Genomic DNA, 17,023 nt, shown 5'->3' with positions numbered 1-17,023 from the left:
TTATTTTAAATCTAGTACCAATTTGTAAATGGCTGTTTTTAACTCATCAGTATCTTTGTCTTCACAGAGAAGGAATTCGATTTTCTCTTTGGAATTGGAGAAAACAGTTATGCCTTCAAATTTATTAATGCTAGTTATTTTTTTGGTAAAATCGATTTTCATGGTTTCAAGATCAATGCGCCCTATGAAGCTGCCTAGAATGGCTCCATCGTCATAAGTGGATTGAGTATCTTCGACAGTGGCTAAAAAGTAAAGTTTGTCATTGACCAAAACACCATCAGTAAAAGTAGAGCGAATTCCTTTTATTTTGGGCAATTTGTAATCATTAGAAAGTAAGCTGAATTCATCACTAAGTTTTTTGGCATGCAGCGTAAAGAGTGTGTTTTTGTTTGAAACTCCATTCCCACGATTGAATAGATACCAATTGTCACCATCGTAAACGGCACCTTCTAGATTAAAATCTTCGGGTTTGATGTCTCCAAAACTTTGCATTACGGCATAGAGATCAACTAGATTGTTGGTTTTGATTTTCTTTTTTTTGTTTAAATCAAATTCCACCATCGTGTTTCTTTTTGGAGTGGAACCCGAACCAAAAATATATAAAGTATCTTGAAAATGAGTTATGGACTCAAAATCAGGTTTCTCACTTTTTGGAATATTTGCTGTTGGGTTTTGTATCAATGGATGCTGTTCTAACGCCTTGGAATCCAGATGGTATTCATAAAGGAATCCGCTATTGTCGCCAATAAGTAGTAAGCTGTTTTCTTTGTAAAAAAGGCCTGAGGCTGAGCCAATGCCAATGATGTGAAATAATAATTCGAGTGTAAAGTTGCCCATAATTGTTGTTGTGAAAGCGGATGTCCTAGCCCGGATAGAAGTGGAAATCCTTTCTAGTCCTGAAACAAGTTCAGGACTAGAAAGATTGCAACGGATAGCCGGAAATAGCTCCTGAAATACATCAGGATTAGTCCTAATTATTTGTTATATTTGATTCTATAAAGATAAAATTTTTCCTATGAAGTCTATTAATCCTGACGATTTTAAAGTAGTAAGTGCCATAAAATTATCTGAATTGGCGACCAATTTAAGTATTGGAGCAAATGATGATAAAAAAGAAGATAAATTAGACAATGTGCGGGAAAAGCTGAGTGCGTTGCAGGATGTGATGTATGCACACAACCGTTACGGGGTTTTGATTTGTTTGCAAGGGATGGATACTGCAGGAAAAGACAGTTTGATTCGCGAAGTTTTTAAAGAATTCAATTCTCGAGGAGTTATCGTTCATAGTTTTAAAACGCCCAATTCGACGGAGCTGGAGCATGATTATTTATGGCGTCATTATCTAGCTTTGCCAGAGAAAGGAAAGTTTGCCATTTTTAATCGTACCCATTATGAAAATGTTTTGGTCACTCGAGTGCATCCTGAATATATTATGAATGAAAATATTCCTGGAATCGAAAAGGTAGAGGATATTACGCCTGAATTTTGGGAAAATCGCATGGAGCAAATAAGGAATTTTGAAAAACACATTACCCAAAATGGAATTATCGTGCTGAAATTCTTTTTGAATATGAGTAAAGAAGAGCAAAGACAGCGCTTGTTGCGTCGATTGGATGAAGAAAAACACAATTGGAAATTCTCTACAGGTGACCTAAAAGAAAGAGAACGTTGGGCTGATTATATGCATTATTATGAGGAAGCAATAAATAATACGTCGACTGAAAACGCACCTTGGTATGTCGTGCCTGCTGATGATAAAGAGATGTGCCGTTATATAATTGCCAAAATTATTTGGGAAGAAATGCAAAAACATACGGATATTAAAGAGCCGGAACTAGACGAGAAAATAAAAGCTAATATTGAGATGTATAAAGACATTTTGAAAAATGATAAATAAAAAAAATGCGCTGAATTTCAGTGCATTTTTTTTACTAATTCAATTATATTTTATAGTTTAAAACCATAAGCTAAACGTACACCAACTTGTCCTACTCCTCTGCCAATAGAACCATTACTGTCAATACGGTCAAAATGGTTATAATGTGTATAATTTACAGATATATCAATGTATTTAGTAGCGTATCCTATACTTGGAGACAATAATAAAGATGTTTTATCTCTGGTGTTGTCAACGTTACTAACTGCAAATGCAGCACCTGCTTCTCCCATTAAATAAAATTGATCTTTCCAAACGAATGCTTTAAAACCTGCTTTTGCTGGAATTATTCCTAGATCTTTTCCTTCTACTTGACCTGGGAATGTATCTGCTTTGCTTACAAATAAATTAGTGTATCCGGTAGTTAATGTCAAAGAGTAGATTTTTGATAGATCATATTGTAATCTAGCATCAGCACCTAAAGCCAATTTGTATGGGTCTTGAGTTGCATATCCTGCATTTAAACCAACTCCTAAACGGAATCCTTGATCATAATTTGGAGTTTCAGTTTTTTCTTGGGCTTGAACGTTACTTGCAAATAGTGTCGAGACTGCAAATACGAATAAAATTTTAATTTTTTGTGTAGGTTTCATAATTTTGAGTTTTATATTATTAAATTTTAAAGCCATCTTATATATTTATTTTGTGTTGATGACTGGTGCAAATTTATATCTGAGACCCTCCTGAAATGTTATAGAATTATTTGATTTTGTTACATAATATCTGAATCCTTAAAAAAATATTAAAATTTTTCAGCTATAAATTGATTTATACAAGAACAATCAAATGCTTCTAATTATATTTGCTTCTAAAAAAAAATAAAAATTGAATTTAGCTAGTTATACAAAAGAGTTTTCCTATAATTTAAGATTGGCCTATCCTATAATTTTGGGAATGTTAGGGCATACTGTTGTTGGGATAGTAGATAATATAATGGTGGGTAAACTAGGCCCAACTGAATTGGCCGCAGTTTCTCTAGGGAATAGTTTTGTATTTATAGCCATGTCTTTGGGGATTGGATTTTCTACAGCAATTACCCCTTTGGCTGCACAAGCTGACGGCAAAAAAAACATTTTAGAAGGGCGAAGTGCTTTTCATCATGGTTTGTATTTGTGTTCTTTTTTAGGCGTGTTTCTTTTTGGACTTATTTTCTTTTCTAAACCATTAATAGGTTTCATGGGACAACCAGAAAACGTAGTAGAGTTGGCTAAACCTTATTTAGACATTGTCGCTTTTTCCTTAATCCCGTTAATCATATTTCAAGGATACAAGCAATTTGCTGATGGGATGAGTGAAACCAAATATTCGATGTGGGCTACTATTTTAGGGAATGTAGTGAATGTGGTTTTAAATTATCTGTTTATATATGGTATTTGGATTTTTCCAGAGTTGGGAATTGTTGGCGCAGCTATAGGAACGATAGCTTCCCGTTTTGTAATGTTGGGATATATGCATTATATGATGCAAAAAAAGGAAAAGTTTCATCCTTTTTTCGAGAATTTTTCTTTGAAGAATATAAAAAAGGAGGTGAATATGAAAATCATCCGATTGGGAGCGCCTTCAGCTATGCAAATGTTTTTTGAAGTAGGTTTGTTTACAGGAGCCATTTGGCTTTCTGGACGTTTAGGAATAATCAATCAGGCAGCCAACCAAATCGCATTAAGTTTGGCTACTTTTACTTTTATGTTTGCTATGGGATTAAGTGTAGCAGCCACGATTCGTGTAGGGAATCAAAAAGGACTTGCTGATTATAAGCAACTTCGTATCGTTGCCTTTTCTATCTTTTTATTAGCAATTGTATTAGAAACATTTTTTGCCGCTTTATTTGTAATTTTTCATTCTTATTTACCAGCTTTATTTGTTGATATGAAAAATATGGAAGATTTAGCCGTAAATACGGAGGTCGTAACTATTGCTGCTCAATTATTATTAGTTGCCGCCGTTTTTCAAATTTCCGATGGAATCCAAGTAGTTGTATTAGGCGCATTAAGAGGATTGCAGGATGTAAAAGTGCCTATGTACATCACTTTTGTAGCTTATTGGGTGGTTGGGTTTCCGATATCCATTTATTTAGGCTTATATACTGAATTAAAAGCAACTGGAATTTGGATAGGACTTCTCGCAGGATTATCAACTGCTGCTTTATTTTTGTATATTCGCTTTACTAGATTGACTAAAAAATTGGTTTTGGAAAACCATTGAATTTAGTATAATTATTCTGTGTAACTTCTTATTCATTTGATCGTCTTATCTAGGCAACTAAAAATTTAAAAAATGATTGTATTTATTATTCTGGGTATCATCTTAGTGGTTATGAGTTTTACTTTAAAAAATGACCATAGTCCATTTTCTAAATTTGCTAACCTTCTTAAGATTATTGGAGTTTTAATAATTATTATAGGCTTTTTCTCTTCTGCTTTCAAGCAAATTGATGCTGGAAAAGTAGGTGTGAAATCACTATATGGTAATGTAGAACCGGATATTTTAGAGAGTGGTTTGCATTTAATTAATCCACTTTTGGATATCACTGAATTTGATATTCAAACACAAAATTATACTATGTCAGCAGAGCATGGCGAAGGTGCTCAAGTTGGTGATGATGCTATTCGTGTATTATCTAATGATGGATTGGAAGTAGTAATTGATTTGACGGTGTTATACCGCGTATCTTCAGTAGATGCTCCTAAGATTTTTAAACAAATTGGAGTAAATTATTCTGATAAAATCGTTAGACCTGTTACTCGTACTCGTATTCGTGACAATGCTGTTTATTATGATGCAATAGCTTTATATTCAACTAAAAGAAATGAATTTCAAGATCGAATTTTTAAAAGTATTGAAGCTGATTTTAAAAGTAGAGGACTTATTTTAGAGCAATTATTGATTCGAAATATAAATCTTCCTGCATCTGTTAAAACAACTATTGAAAGTAAAATTAATGCAGAACAAGATGCGCAAAAGATGCAATTTGTTTTGCAAAAAGAAAAACAAGAAGCAGAGCGTAAAAGGGTGGAAGCACAAGGTATCGCTGATTATCAAAAAATAATTTCAACGGGATTAACCGATAAGCAATTGCAATACGAAACGATTAAAGCCCAAAAAGAATTAGCAGCTTCACCCAATACGAAAATTATTTTCATGAATGGTAAAGGCGGTGCTCCAATAATTCTTTCTGACAAATAGATTTTTTAAAAGTTTATTCGGTTATTTGTTCATTCGTTTAAACGATTATAATAGACAGGATAAACACATCAATCAATAAATATTAAAAAATGGAATTACCAAAATTTTTACTAGGCGACAATACTGATTTTCCAGATGATATTTTTATCATTCATATGGATTACCCTAGATTTATCATTAATCTAAAAGATGATGAAGTGGAGTTCATGGAAGAAGCAGAAGATCTAGATGAATCTGAATTGAACTCAGAAATGGAAGGCTTGATAGAACAGGCGAATGCTTTTTATGACAGAGAAATGGAGCGTTACGAAAAAGAATAATTTTATTTTTTAAAATACGTTTTTAATAATAACTGAGCGGCTGCAAAGGGTGAAATTTCATCATTTTGCACCGCTTTTTTAGTAGAATCCAATAATTTTTGAATTTCTGGATCATTGTGAAAATTAGATTTTAGCTGCTCATTGATGGTTTCCATCAGCCAATATTCGTTTTGCTCAGCTCGTTTTGTATAGAAATAATCATTGTCTTTTGTCAACTCAAGAAAGGTAGAAATAGTCTCCCAAACATCTGATATTCCATCTTGAGTAATCGCACTACAGGTAGCGGTTGTAGGCGTCCATCCTGATTTTTTGGCAGGGAAAAGATGCAAAGCACGATTGAATTCGGTTTTTGCTAGTTTTGCTTTTCTGATGTTATCTCCATCTGCTTTATTGATAACGATAGCATCGGCCATTTCCATGATACCACGTTTAATACCTTGTAACTCATCACCAGCACCTGCAATTTTTAGCAGTAAAAAGAAATCAACCATGCTGTGAACAGCGGTCTCACTCTGACCTACACCTACTGTTTCAATAATAATAGTATCAAAACCGCAAGCTTCACAAAGGGTAATGGTTTCCCTTGTTTTTCGTGCTACGCCGCCTAATGTATCTCCAGAAGCGGAGGGACGTATGTAGGCATTTTTATCTTTTACTAATTCTTCCATTCGGGTTTTGTCCCCAAGAATACTTCCGTGAGAAATAGAACTACTAGGATCGACAGCTAGAACAGCGACTTTCTTGCCTATTCCCGTTAAGTATTTTCCAAAAGCTTCTATAAAAGTACTTTTTCCCACACCTGGAACACCAGTGATTCCTATTCTAACTGATTTATTGGCATGCGGTAAGCAGGCATTGATCACTTCATTCGCTTTTATCAAATGATCGGGATTTAAGCTTTCGACTAAAGTAATGGCCCGACTTAAATCAGTTATGTTGCCCAATAAAATGCCACCAACTAATTCCTCGGCAGAAGGTTGTATTTTTCTGAATTTCTGAATTTTTTTTACAACAGTTGAGCTGATAAATTCTGGAGGTGAAATTCCAGCTTTTTCGTTAAGAGCAGAATGTTTTATGTTGTCGTTTTCCAAAATTTTAAATCGTTTTCCGTAAAATTAATACTTAAACGGGAATTATTGGAATTAATTAAATTTTTTATGGATAAGAAAAGAGCAATAGTATTTAAAAAAGTATGCAGTAAAAATTTTTGAAGCTTCTTTAATAATTTTGTTTTTTATTCTAGCTACTATATAAATTAGTGAATATATTTGTTGCGCTATGATCAATATTCTTCTCATTTTTATATACTTATTCATCGGTCTTGTTTTACAACGGGTAAAATGGTTTCCTACAGATAGTTATAAGTTGTTAAACAAGATTGTTATTTACATTTGTCTTCCAGCTTTGGCTTTGTATTTTATTCCAAAAATCCACTGGAATAATCAATTGTTATTTCCCATTGGAGTCGCATGGATTACATTTGGATTTTCGTTTGTGTTTTTTCGTTTTTTAGGAAAGAAATATAAGTGGTCCAAAAAATTGACTGGTTGTTTAATTATAACATCGGGACTAGGAAACACCTCCTTTTTAGGATTTCCAATCATTCAAGCTTTATATGGAGCTGACGGAATGAAAACGGCTATATTAGTCGATCAGCCGGGCACTTTTGTGGTACTTTCTACCTTAGGGATTCTAGTGGCAACCTTATATTCAAAAGGGGAACAAAGCAGTGGTCAAATTGTAAAAAAAATTATGTTTTTTCCGCCATTTATTACATTTCTCTTTGCTTGTTTCATGAATGTATTTGGATATGATTTTCTAGAATGGATACAGTTTATTTTACAAAAAACAGGAAGTGCAGTTACTCCATTAGCATTAGTTTCAGTAGGATTGCAGTTGCGATTTGAGAGTAGAAGTCAGCACTGGAAATTTTTAGGACTGGGTCTTTTATATAAATTGCTATTGACACCTGCGCTAATTTATTTTTTATATGTAATCGTTTTGGGCCAACATTCTAAAATGATTGATGTTTCTATTATGGAGGCAGCAATGGCGCCTATGATTACAGGAAGTATATTAGCTGCTACTCACGGTCTAAAACCCCGATTGAGTAGTATGATGATTGGTTATGGAATACCACTTTCTTTTATCACATTGGTTTTTTGGTACTTGATTTTGCAATGGTTTTAAAAACGCTATTCACTTTATCTTTTAGGTTTCATTACCAGTGTTTCTAGAACATTTTTGTTTTATTTATGATGTTGGTTGTGTGTCTTGTGGGACTTTTTGACTAATTTTAAATAAATTTAAAACAAAAACTCATGGCAACATTGCGATTAGGAGATATAGCTCCAGATTTTACTGCAGAAACAACATTAGGAAAAATACATTTTCATGAATGGTTAGGCGATTCTTGGGGCGTTTTATTCTCACATCCTGCTGATTTTACTCCCGTTTGTACTACCGAATTAGGAACGGTGGCTAATTATTATCCAGAATTTGTCAAGCGAAATACCAAAGTCATTGCATTAAGTGTGGATGGACTCGAATCGCACCTAAAATGGATTAAAGACATTGAAGAAGTTCAAAATGTGACTTTACAATATCCTATCATAGCTGATGAAAGTAAAGAAGTCGCTAATTTGTATGATATGATTCATCCCAATGCCAATGATACTTTCACGGTTCGTTCCGTTTTTATAATTGCACCTGATAAAAAAATAAAATTGATACTTACTTATCCTGCGTCGACAGGAAGGAATTTTGACGAAATACTACGTGTAATTGATAGCCTGCAGTTGACATCCCATTATAGTGTAGCTACTCCGGCCAACTGGAAAGATGGTCAAGACGTAGTGATTTCTCCCGCCATAAAAGACGAAGACATTCCTGCTAAATTCCCTAAAGGATTCCAAAAAATAAAATACTATTTAAGGATGACACCACAACCTAATAAATAGGAATTAATACAAGGCAAAAAAGGGAATTCTACTGGAGTTCCCTTTTTTATGGGCTAGATTTTTTAGGAGCATAACGATTCTTTTCCAAAACCACTTTCAGTCCTGCTGTACATTACAATCCTCACCCTTTAGCTTCGCAAGGGCTCGGGATTTTCATTTCCATCAGGGCTAGGCAGACCGTTTTTGTTTCTATAATTACTTTACAAACTTTCTAAAGAATAAGTTATATATTTGAGAGTAGGTAAAGCGAAACAAACCTTCGCCAATCTACCCAAATTTTGGGGTATATACGAAGTTTTGTTTCGCTTATATACTAGTTGGCAGTAATATGAAAAAAGAAGAGCCTGAAAATCAAAAACAACATAAAGTTTCTCAAGTTTACTTGAAGCATTTTGGTTATAAAAAAAATGAAGAATTTTGGCTTTCAATACTAGAAATAGGTAAAACAGAAACGGAAAATATTAGAGTAAATGATTTTACAATCGAAACTAATATATTTGATTTGCCATTTGAAGATTTTGAAATAAGAAGAGGTTTTGAGAATATGAGTAATCAAATAGAGAATCATTACAATATACTCATTTCAAATCTTCATAATCAAAAGCAATTAAACTCCAAAGACACAAAATTTCTTTATTTTTTTGTTGCAAACATATTGTGCCGAACTAATCCATTTAGAAATTTCATAAATGGACTTTTAACAGATAATCTAACTCGGGAAAAATTTATTTCAGAAATAAGTCATTTTTCAAACGATAAAAAAGACATAGAATTTGTTTTAAATTATTTCGAAAAAGAAAATCAATTAAATATTATATTGGAAACAATTATGCATTATCTAGCTAATGTATTTAAACATTTCAATAAAGTATTCATAAAAGATTTTAACAATATAGGTTGGCTAACAACAGATAGTCCAGTTCATTTAGACACTCAAGGAAAATACGGAGTGTTGATTCCTATCGAATCTGAAATTTATCTGTCTCTTTCAAAAGATTTTTGCTTGTTTATGTATCATCCAAGTTCTGAAATACAAACAAACCCATTAAGAAGTCTAAAAAAAGATAAAATAAATGAAATTGATTTTGATACTTTTGATGAAGTAACAAAAAAAATAACTTTTGATTATGATAAATATTTAGTTTTTAATACAGAATTTGAACCTACAAAAATAGAACTTAACAAAAAATATAAATAAACATACTACTGCCAACAGCCACTACAACGGATTTGGGTATTGGGCTTAATGGAAAGATGGTTTTGTATTTGGGATGATTTGGCAAATCCGAATAATGGGCTTAATTTAGTCCCAAACCCGCTGTAGTACCAGAACGTCAGGCTGTGAAAAAACCTCCTTTTTTCCTCAAAATCACTCAATTTTCATATCGCAACACTACTAATAAAGCCTTGTAAGAAGGCTAATTTTTTACGCTGCTAATTTAGTTTTATATGATACGAAGGCTAATTTCAGTCTTAAATAGTTCGTTTTTAACCAAAGCAAGACTTTTGCCTTGTAGGGTGAGTTCCATTTTTTTAGTTTGGTAATCAAATCAGGAACGCCCAGGATGTTGATACTGCGTTTGATGTTATAAACTAGCATTATTAAGCTGTGTTCGCCGTTTACTTTTTCCAATCCTGTTAAATTGGTATAATTGTAACCCCATTGCCGCTTGATGGTTCCAAAGATGTGTTCGTTTATCTCCTGTCGTTTGCGGTAGAGTTGTGCATTTGCGTGATAGCGTTTATTGTTTGCTTCTACAGCATCCCCATATTGACTGCGGTCTATTTCCCTGCCTCCTGCTCGACTTGTGCATAAATGTTTTACCGAACATCCTTTGCATTTGGGAGTTCGGTATTTTTTAAAATTATAACTATCTCTATCTTTGCTTTTCTTGTGCCAACTACCTGTCGTTTTTAATACTTCGCCCTTTGGACAAGTATAGCTGTCGGTGGTTTTATCGTATTGGAATTGGGAAACTAAATAGGCTGCGGTTGTTCCATTTTCATTGCTTTTTCCTTGTTCAGGTTGAGCTACTATGGTAGTGATATTGGCTTGCTGGCAAATTTCTATTTGTTTGCCATTATGATAACCTTTGTCTACCAAAGCCGTATAAGTCTCAATGCCTAAGTTTTCTTTGGCTTCCAAAGCGATTGCTGATAATGCACTGCGATCATTACGATTAATGGTGTGAGTTGCAACCACAAGATTATGTTTGGAATCAACTGCAGCTTGGATATTGAAGGAAATCTCGACCACTTGCCCTTGAACTAATAACGCTCTAGCATCGCTATCGGTGGTGCTTATCTGTGGTTCTCCGCTGGCTTTTAGTTTTTCTTCCAGTAGTTCATAACGCAATTTATTCCCCTTTAATCGTTCTATTTTTTGTTGGATGTGCTGTATTTTAGTAGCACTTTCTTTAACATCATTTTCATCCAAAGCAGTTAAGTATTCTTGGGTTTTGGATTCAATATACTCGAGGTGTTTGTCAATTTTCTTTTGGTTGAAATTGGCTTTCTTACTATTATGAGCTCGACTTTTTGTACCATCAATAGCAATAGTTTCTCCCGAAATCAAGTTAGCATCTTTTAAAAAGGAAACAAATAGCTTGAAAGTATTTTTTAAAGCCAAAGGATTATTCTTTCTAAAATCAGTGATACTATGGTAATTGGGACGAATATTTTCTAAAAGCCATTGCATTTCTATATTTCTTGAACATTCTTTTTCTAAGTCACGACCACTTCTGAACCCGTTGAGATAACCGTATAAGTAGATTTTTAGAAAGACTTGGCTATTGAAACTGGGCCGACCTTCGGTCTTAAGCGTTTTTACAGCGAAACCAAGCTTGCTCAGATCAATATGTCCAACGAAGGCATCGATAAAGCGTACCTGATTATCTGTACTTATGGCGTCTTCTAAACTCGAAAAACGCATTTGGTGGCGGGAAATTCCTGTGATGTGTTGCATGACTAAAAATACGAAAATTCCTCTTTTTATTCTAGTATTTTGCTATATTTGATTGAGAATCAAACGAAAGTTTTTTCACAGACTGACGTTGTGTGCTATGTTGCCAAAAAAGACCGGAAAACGAAACGAAATAAATTAATTGAAAAATAAATGAATGAATTTTTGCAATCTTTTTCAAATAGAGAAATTTCAATTGTTACGTGGTCTATAATTTGTATAATTATTCTAATTTTTAGCCAAAGAAAAGATTTAAAACAAATCGGAAATCTTCTAAAAATGTTATTCAACAAATATTTTGTCGCAATATATTTTATAATCGCAATTTATTTTTACTTCATAATTTCGTACTTGAACAGAAATGGAATTTGGGAAATATCACTTTATAAAGATTTTATATTTTGGTTTTTAACAACTGCATTAGTAATGGTTTTTAACGTTACAAGTTTAAAAAATTTCAAAGATTTTAAAGTTGTAATTTTAAAGTTGTTTTCAATTACATTGTTTTCTGAATTTCTGATTGGTTTTTTTAATTTTTCATTAATTGGCGAATTGATTTTAATTCCAACTGTAACTTTTATTTCATTATTATACTTTTATGCAGACTACAATAAACAGAAAGAAGGCTATTTAGCGGTTTCTAAATTTTTGAATTCTTTACTTTCAATTGTTGGGATTTCAATTTTAATCTATGTAGTTTACAAAGTAATTACTAATGGAAAAGATTTAATATCAATTTCTAATTTAAAATCCTTTTTATTTTCACCGCTTTTTACTCTATTCTTTATTCCAATTGTTTACCTAATTGTAGTTTTTATGAAGTATGAAGATATATTTGGCAATTTAAATCGTTCACAATTCATAAATAGAAAACGAAAATTAAAAATTAAAATACTGTTTCTGTTTTTTGGTAATATAAACCTAAAATCTTTAGATAATGCAAAGGAAATTACGATTTGGAATAAAAACGAATTGAATAATGAAGAAAAACTAATGAATTATATTAGAAAAAGAATTAGATACACTGAACACTAAAAAACACAGCACACAACACACGCTACAAGTAATTTGGGTATTTGGCTTAATGGAAAGTTGGTTTTGTATTTGGGATGATGTAGCAAATCCGAAAATAAGGCTTAATTTAACCCCAAACCACTTGTAGCAAGGGAACGTTGGCAAACATATCGAGATGAAAACTGCAAAAATCATATTTCTAATCTTACTCACTTTTTTCTTTTTTAGTTGTAAAAAGAAAGAAGTGCAGAAAAAAAATTTCTACGATTTTGAAAGTGAAGTTTTTTCTGAAGTCTTTACAGAAATAGTAGATTCTACATATCAAGACGGAAGGTTGTATTTTAAGTTTCCTGATTTGATAAGTATTGAAGCTAGAAAAGTATTACTTGAAAAAGATACAACAAGAATTGTATTAGCAATAGATATTGAAAAATATAAATTAGACTTAAAGAAATATAACAATCGCAAGTTTGAATTTAAAAGTATTTCCGAATTCCCCAGAAATACTAATGATGAAATATGGGAAACAAAATATGATTTTGAATTTGCTGGTGCTCTCTATTTTTATCCTATTAAGTTCAACTCGACAAAAGAAAAAGGAACTTTAAAAGTATTATATGGTTGCGGAACTAAATGTGGAGCCAATTATGAAGTTTCTATTGAAAAAGAAAATGGGAAATGGAAATTAGAAAAAGTTGAACAAACTGGCTCAATATAAAGATACGTTTGCTAACACACGCTACAAGCAATTTGGGTTTTAGGCTTAATTTGAAATTGGTTTTGTATTTAAGATGATGTAGCAAATCATCTGGTTCTCGTCTATGACGAGGACCTACTTAAATTAGAAAAAAAAATAATAGCGTTTGCAACGCGGATAACCGAAACAAAATGTTTTTTGGACCACTTATAAAATCGATACGCTATCGTCCTGAAATAAGTTGGCAAAAGTGTAATAAACAAAAAGGATATGAATAAAGTAGGTTTAGTAGGCGGAATTAGTTGGGTTTCGACCATGGATTATTACAAATTCATCAACGAAGGAGTCAATGCTGAATTAGGTGGATTAAACTTTGCGGAATGTATTATCTACTCTTTAAATTTTGGAGACATTCAAGCGGTCGGTTGGGAAAACTCATTTGAACTTTTGCTGAATGCTTGTCAAAGTCTAAAGAAAAATGGGGTTGATAGTATTGTTTTGTGTGCAAATACGGCACATCTTTTTGCCGACAAATTACAAGAGACAATCAATTTACCTATCATTCATATTGGAGCAGAAACAGCAAAAGCGATTAACAAGTGTGGATTTAAAAAAGTGGGACTACTGGGAACAAAGTTCACAATGGAAATGGACTTTTATAGAGAAAAACTGGAAGAGTTTGGGCTTGAAGTATTGACACCCAAAAAACAAGAAACTAGAGATTATATTCAACAGACAGTCAAAGAAGAATTAGGAGTTGGATTTGTAAATCCAGAAACAAAGAAAAAATACATTTCAATTGTAAATGAATTAGTTGAGGACGGAGCAGAATGCATTATTTTAGGTTGTACTGAGATACCGTTGTTGATAAGTCAAGACGATTTTACTATTCCAATTTTTGACACAACTAAAATACATTCACAAGCCATAGTGGAGTACATTGTTTCAAAGAACTGATTCAATCCGTGAAAACAAAGACTTTCGACAATTAAAATCTAAAAGTGAATTGGAATTGATAATTGGCATGGTTTGAAAATATGCTATCAAATTTTGAATTTTTAGGATGGAAAAACGGAATGAGATTGCTTCGTTCCTCGCAATGACTCAACGGGGTGAACTATCCCGTCTTTTAACGCAAACTGAGAAAACAATACGATTTCACAAAGAAAGTCATAGCGAAGAACGAAGCTACCACACTAAACTATATCGCCAAACAAAATAAAAAGAGGTACTATAGGCTCTCGCTTATTGTCAATACTCGGGTGTTTATCTGTGACGAGTACCTACTTAAATAGGTAGAAAAATCGTAGCGTTTGCAAAGAAATTAAATTGTTTTATTCCAATTCTTAAAATTACCCTTTTTTATTAGTCAATAATAGCCCCGTAATAATAATTCCCATACTTATTATTTGAGTTAAAATGATAGCTTGATCTAGAAAAAAGTAAGCTAATATTCCACTAAAAACAGGGATTAAATAATAAATCAATGCTGTTTTATTGGTTCCTATTAACCGAATGGCTTCATTCCATAAGTAATAGGAAATTAAGGAAGCGAATATCCCAACATAAGTTGTAGCATAAATTGTGGTAGCATCAAAAACAACTTTTTTATAATAGAAATGTTCCCATAGATAAAACGGGAACAATAGAACGGTTCCTATAACAAAGACGGTAAATAAAAATACATTTGACGGAATTTCTTTGGGTTTGAGCCGTACCAAAATAGTGTAACTCGCAAAGAAAAAACAAGCAAGTAGCATTAATAAATCACCAATTGTAAAATTTATTTCCAGTAATGCTTGTAAAGATCCTTTGGTTATTAGTACTAAAACACCTGTAATAATGGTTGCAATACCCAGAATCCGTATGGCAGCCACTTTTTCTTTAAAGGCAATTCGGGATAAGACAACAATAAATAACGGAATCGAAATTGCGATCAAAGACAAATTGACTGCCGAGGTGGTTTTGCCAGCGAAGTAAATCAACGTATTGAAAATGGTAATTCCTAAAATAGCTGTTACAACCAGATATCCTTTATTGTGTAGTAAAATAGTTTTGTGTTTTATGGTGCTCTTTAACGCGAAAGGAGCCAAAGCCACACAAGCAATTGTCCATCGCCAAAACGCCAATCCTACAGGTGGAATATGCCCTTTTATACCACTGGCAATAACCATATTTACAGACCAAAGTAAAGTTGCAGTCAAGGCAAATAAAACGCCTTTTGTTTGATTATTCATTTTTTAAGGATGTATTTTATATCAAACAAGATTGTGTATTTTCGCATATTGTAAGAGCATAATTGTTTTGGCATCTTTTATTTGTCCGTTATCAATCATAGCATATGCTTCGTCATAGGACATTTCTAATACATCAATATTTTCTTCTTCATGTGCTACTCCGCCACCATCACTTACTTTCATGGATTCATCATATTCACCTACAAAAAGATATAAAATCTCAGTTACTGCCCCAGGAGACATATAGGTTTCCATTACTTTATGAACTGTGGTTAGTCGATAACCCGTTTCTTCTTCGGTTTCTCTAATGATGCATTGTTCTGGATGATCGGCATCCAAAAGTCCGGCACAAACTTCAATCATCATTCCGCTTTGATTTCCGTTAAGGTAAGTGGGTAATCGAAATTGACGAGTTAGGATTACTTTTTTTTCTTTAGAATTATAAAGTAAAATACCGGCACCGTTACCTCGGTCATAGACTTCTCTTTTTTGAGTAATCCAAGAATTATCTTTTTTTTGATAATCAAAAGTGACTCTGTTTAGAATGTACCAGTTGTCGGATAGTAGGTCAGTTTGTTTGATTTTTATTTCAGGGTTTTGCATGTGATGTATATTGATTTTTGAGTGTTAAAATTAAGGATTTCTAGGAGTTAAACTAAGATTTTTAAATGTACTTCCCCAATTATTATTGTTAGTGTCATTTGGAAGACCTGAAGCAGTTAATAATGCATCATGATCAGTACCATCTTTTTTCCAAACCCAAGCACAAACCGAAATTCCACGGGTAGAAAGGATGTCTAAAAAGGATTTTGGATTCATTAGAACGCCAGCATTCATGGGAGCCGTTTCTCCAAAGATAATTGGTATTTTTTTATTTTGTAACTGGCTTAAGCGGGAATTAATTGAATTTGGAGTATCTAAAAGCCATTTTTCGTAGGCATGAATGTCAAATAAAATATTTGATTTGTTGACCAAGAATTCAGTTGCTTTATTTAATAAAACACTCTCGTCTTGGCCTTGTTCGGCACATGGGATTAGGATTATATTTGGATTTCCAGTGTTTCTTATTATCGATGTCAATTCATTCATGTCGTTCATCCATAGCGTATCGGTATATCCATCGCCTCTATCATATTGATAGGGTTCGTTCCATACTTCAATCCAAACATCAGGTTGGTACTTAAACTGAACCGCCCATTGTGCTAACTTCGCTTTATAATCATTCCACCAGAAAGTTTGCGTGGGTTTTTTTCCAGTAAATTCAGTTGGACTGTTTCCATCCCAACCAAAAGCACAAAGGATTGTGATTTTACCGTTGATGCGATTGTCATCTACGATACGTTGCAATGAATAGAGGTACGATCCGTTAGTAGATTGTATAGGACCAGCTGTGATTGGAGTTTCTATAACATTTCCAATGAATTCCCTCACTATATCAAGATTCCAACTGTTCATGTCTTGACTGCCTACACTAAATACATGAAAGGCATTGGCTCCAATGAGTTGAACGGGTTTTGCTTTGTATATAATTTTTGAACCCGTAACAGAGTAGGCTAAATTACTCGCATTTGAAATAGGTAAATCTTCTTTCTTGCAAGAAGAAAAAATAATCAAAAACAGAAAAAGGAGCGAAGAGAAAATATTGTTTGTAGCCTGTGTCATAAAATTATATTTTTTACAAATCTCTATTTTGAAGGGTAAAAATACATTTTTT

At 33.0% G+C, this 17,023-nt stretch carries 17 protein-coding genes; 10 read left to right on the top strand and 7 right to left on the bottom strand.

Going from position 1 to position 17,023, the window contains the following annotated elements; translation table 11 throughout:
- Complete coding sequence (locus tag AB3G34_RS10455; RefSeq protein ID WP_369752403.1) at nt 1-837, bottom strand: hypothetical protein; 837 nt, start codon at nt 835-837, stop codon at nt 1-3.
- Between the two features lie 178 nt (nt 838-1,015).
- Between AB3G34_RS10455 and AB3G34_RS10450 the strand changes: the two genes are divergently transcribed.
- Nucleotides 1,016-1,897 (top strand): PPK2 family polyphosphate kinase, encoded by an 882-nt coding sequence (locus AB3G34_RS10450; RefSeq protein WP_369752402.1) that lies wholly within the window; start codon nt 1,016-1,018, stop codon nt 1,895-1,897.
- A gap of 50 nt (nt 1,898-1,947) precedes the next feature.
- Here the strand turns inward: AB3G34_RS10450 and AB3G34_RS10445 are convergent, their stop codons facing one another.
- The gene (locus AB3G34_RS10445) at nt 1,948-2,529 is read right to left on the bottom strand and encodes a hypothetical protein (protein ID WP_369752400.1); all 582 of its coding nucleotides are present in this window, start codon (nt 2,527-2,529) and stop codon (nt 1,948-1,950) included.
- A 232-nt stretch (nt 2,530-2,761) separates the two neighbouring features.
- On the opposite strand from AB3G34_RS10445, the gene AB3G34_RS10440 reads away from it, so the two are divergent.
- The 3 genes from AB3G34_RS10440 to AB3G34_RS10430 all read left to right on the top strand — a co-directional run bounded on the left by AB3G34_RS10440 (nt 2,762) and on the right by AB3G34_RS10430 (nt 5,439).
- On the top strand, nt 2,762-4,138 hold the full coding sequence (locus AB3G34_RS10440; RefSeq protein ID WP_367771610.1) for an MATE family efflux transporter: 1,377 nt from the start codon (nt 2,762-2,764) through the stop codon (nt 4,136-4,138).
- A gap of 72 nt (nt 4,139-4,210) precedes the next feature.
- A complete protein-coding gene (locus tag AB3G34_RS10435; protein ID WP_367771608.1) occupies nt 4,211-5,119 on the top strand; it encodes a prohibitin family protein in 909 nt (302 codons plus the stop codon).
- A gap of 89 nt (nt 5,120-5,208) precedes the next feature.
- Nucleotides 5,209-5,439 carry a hypothetical protein gene (locus AB3G34_RS10430; protein ID WP_367754720.1) on the top strand — a complete coding sequence of 77 codons (231 nt, stop codon included), beginning with the start codon at nt 5,209-5,211 and terminating at the stop codon, nt 5,437-5,439.
- A gap of 2 nt (nt 5,440-5,441) precedes the next feature.
- Here the strand turns inward: AB3G34_RS10430 and meaB are convergent, their stop codons facing one another.
- Nucleotides 5,442-6,530: a methylmalonyl Co-A mutase-associated GTPase MeaB gene (gene meaB / locus AB3G34_RS10425; RefSeq protein WP_367771606.1), complete on the bottom strand. Its 1,089-nt coding sequence runs from the start codon at nt 6,528-6,530 to the stop codon at nt 5,442-5,444.
- A gap of 187 nt (nt 6,531-6,717) precedes the next feature.
- On the opposite strand from meaB, the gene AB3G34_RS10420 reads away from it, so the two are divergent.
- The 3 genes from AB3G34_RS10420 to AB3G34_RS10410 all read left to right on the top strand — a co-directional run bounded on the left by AB3G34_RS10420 (nt 6,718) and on the right by AB3G34_RS10410 (nt 9,597).
- Nucleotides 6,718-7,629, top strand: a complete 912-nt coding sequence (locus tag AB3G34_RS10420) for an AEC family transporter (RefSeq protein ID WP_369752399.1) — start codon at nt 6,718-6,720, stop codon at nt 7,627-7,629.
- Nucleotides 7,630-7,760: 131 nt separating this feature from the next.
- On the top strand, nt 7,761-8,399 hold the full coding sequence (locus tag AB3G34_RS10415; protein ID WP_369752398.1) for a peroxiredoxin: 639 nt from the start codon (nt 7,761-7,763) through the stop codon (nt 8,397-8,399).
- A 328-nt stretch (nt 8,400-8,727) separates the two neighbouring features.
- A complete protein-coding gene (locus AB3G34_RS10410) occupies nt 8,728-9,597 on the top strand; it encodes a DUF4238 domain-containing protein (protein ID WP_367771598.1) in 870 nt (289 codons plus the stop codon).
- Between the two features lie 228 nt (nt 9,598-9,825).
- On the opposite strand, the gene AB3G34_RS10405 is transcribed toward AB3G34_RS10410, so the two are convergent.
- Nucleotides 9,826-11,364 (bottom strand): IS1182 family transposase, encoded by a 1,539-nt coding sequence (locus AB3G34_RS10405; protein WP_369752343.1) that lies wholly within the window; start codon nt 11,362-11,364, stop codon nt 9,826-9,828.
- A 276-nt stretch (nt 11,365-11,640) separates the two neighbouring features.
- Between AB3G34_RS10405 and AB3G34_RS10400 the strand changes: the two genes are divergently transcribed.
- The 3 genes from AB3G34_RS10400 (at nt 11,641) to AB3G34_RS10390 (ending at nt 14,029) form a co-directional block, all read left to right on the top strand.
- On the top strand, nt 11,641-12,396 hold the full coding sequence (locus AB3G34_RS10400) for a hypothetical protein (RefSeq protein ID WP_369752397.1): 756 nt from the start codon (nt 11,641-11,643) through the stop codon (nt 12,394-12,396).
- Between the two features lie 154 nt (nt 12,397-12,550).
- Nucleotides 12,551-13,093: a hypothetical protein gene (locus AB3G34_RS10395; RefSeq protein WP_367771592.1), complete on the top strand. Its 543-nt coding sequence runs from the start codon at nt 12,551-12,553 to the stop codon at nt 13,091-13,093.
- A 249-nt stretch (nt 13,094-13,342) separates the two neighbouring features.
- Entirely contained in the window at nt 13,343-14,029 is a 687-nt protein-coding gene (locus tag AB3G34_RS10390; RefSeq protein ID WP_369752396.1) for an aspartate/glutamate racemase family protein, read from the top strand.
- A gap of 395 nt (nt 14,030-14,424) precedes the next feature.
- Here AB3G34_RS10390 and AB3G34_RS10385 read toward each other — a convergent pair whose 3' ends face one another.
- The 3 genes from AB3G34_RS10385 to AB3G34_RS10375 are packed head-to-tail and all read right to left on the bottom strand — an operon-like array spanning nt 14,425 to nt 16,971.
- Complete coding sequence (locus AB3G34_RS10385) at nt 14,425-15,309, bottom strand: DMT family transporter (RefSeq protein WP_369752395.1); 885 nt, start codon at nt 15,307-15,309, stop codon at nt 14,425-14,427.
- A 21-nt stretch (nt 15,310-15,330) separates the two neighbouring features.
- Nucleotides 15,331-15,912 (bottom strand): NUDIX domain-containing protein, encoded by a 582-nt coding sequence (locus tag AB3G34_RS10380; protein ID WP_369752394.1) that lies wholly within the window; start codon nt 15,910-15,912, stop codon nt 15,331-15,333.
- Nucleotides 15,913-15,942: 30 nt separating this feature from the next.
- Nucleotides 15,943-16,971 (bottom strand): cellulase family glycosylhydrolase, encoded by a 1,029-nt coding sequence (locus tag AB3G34_RS10375; RefSeq protein ID WP_367771581.1) that lies wholly within the window; start codon nt 16,969-16,971, stop codon nt 15,943-15,945.
- Between the last annotated feature and the right edge of the window lie 52 nt (nt 16,972-17,023).

It is taken from the genome of Flavobacterium sp. WC2409, from assembly GCF_041200085.1.
Classification (GTDB): Bacteria; Bacteroidota; Bacteroidia; order Flavobacteriales; family Flavobacteriaceae; genus Flavobacterium.
This window is presented reverse-complemented; position numbering and strand designations above follow the sequence as displayed.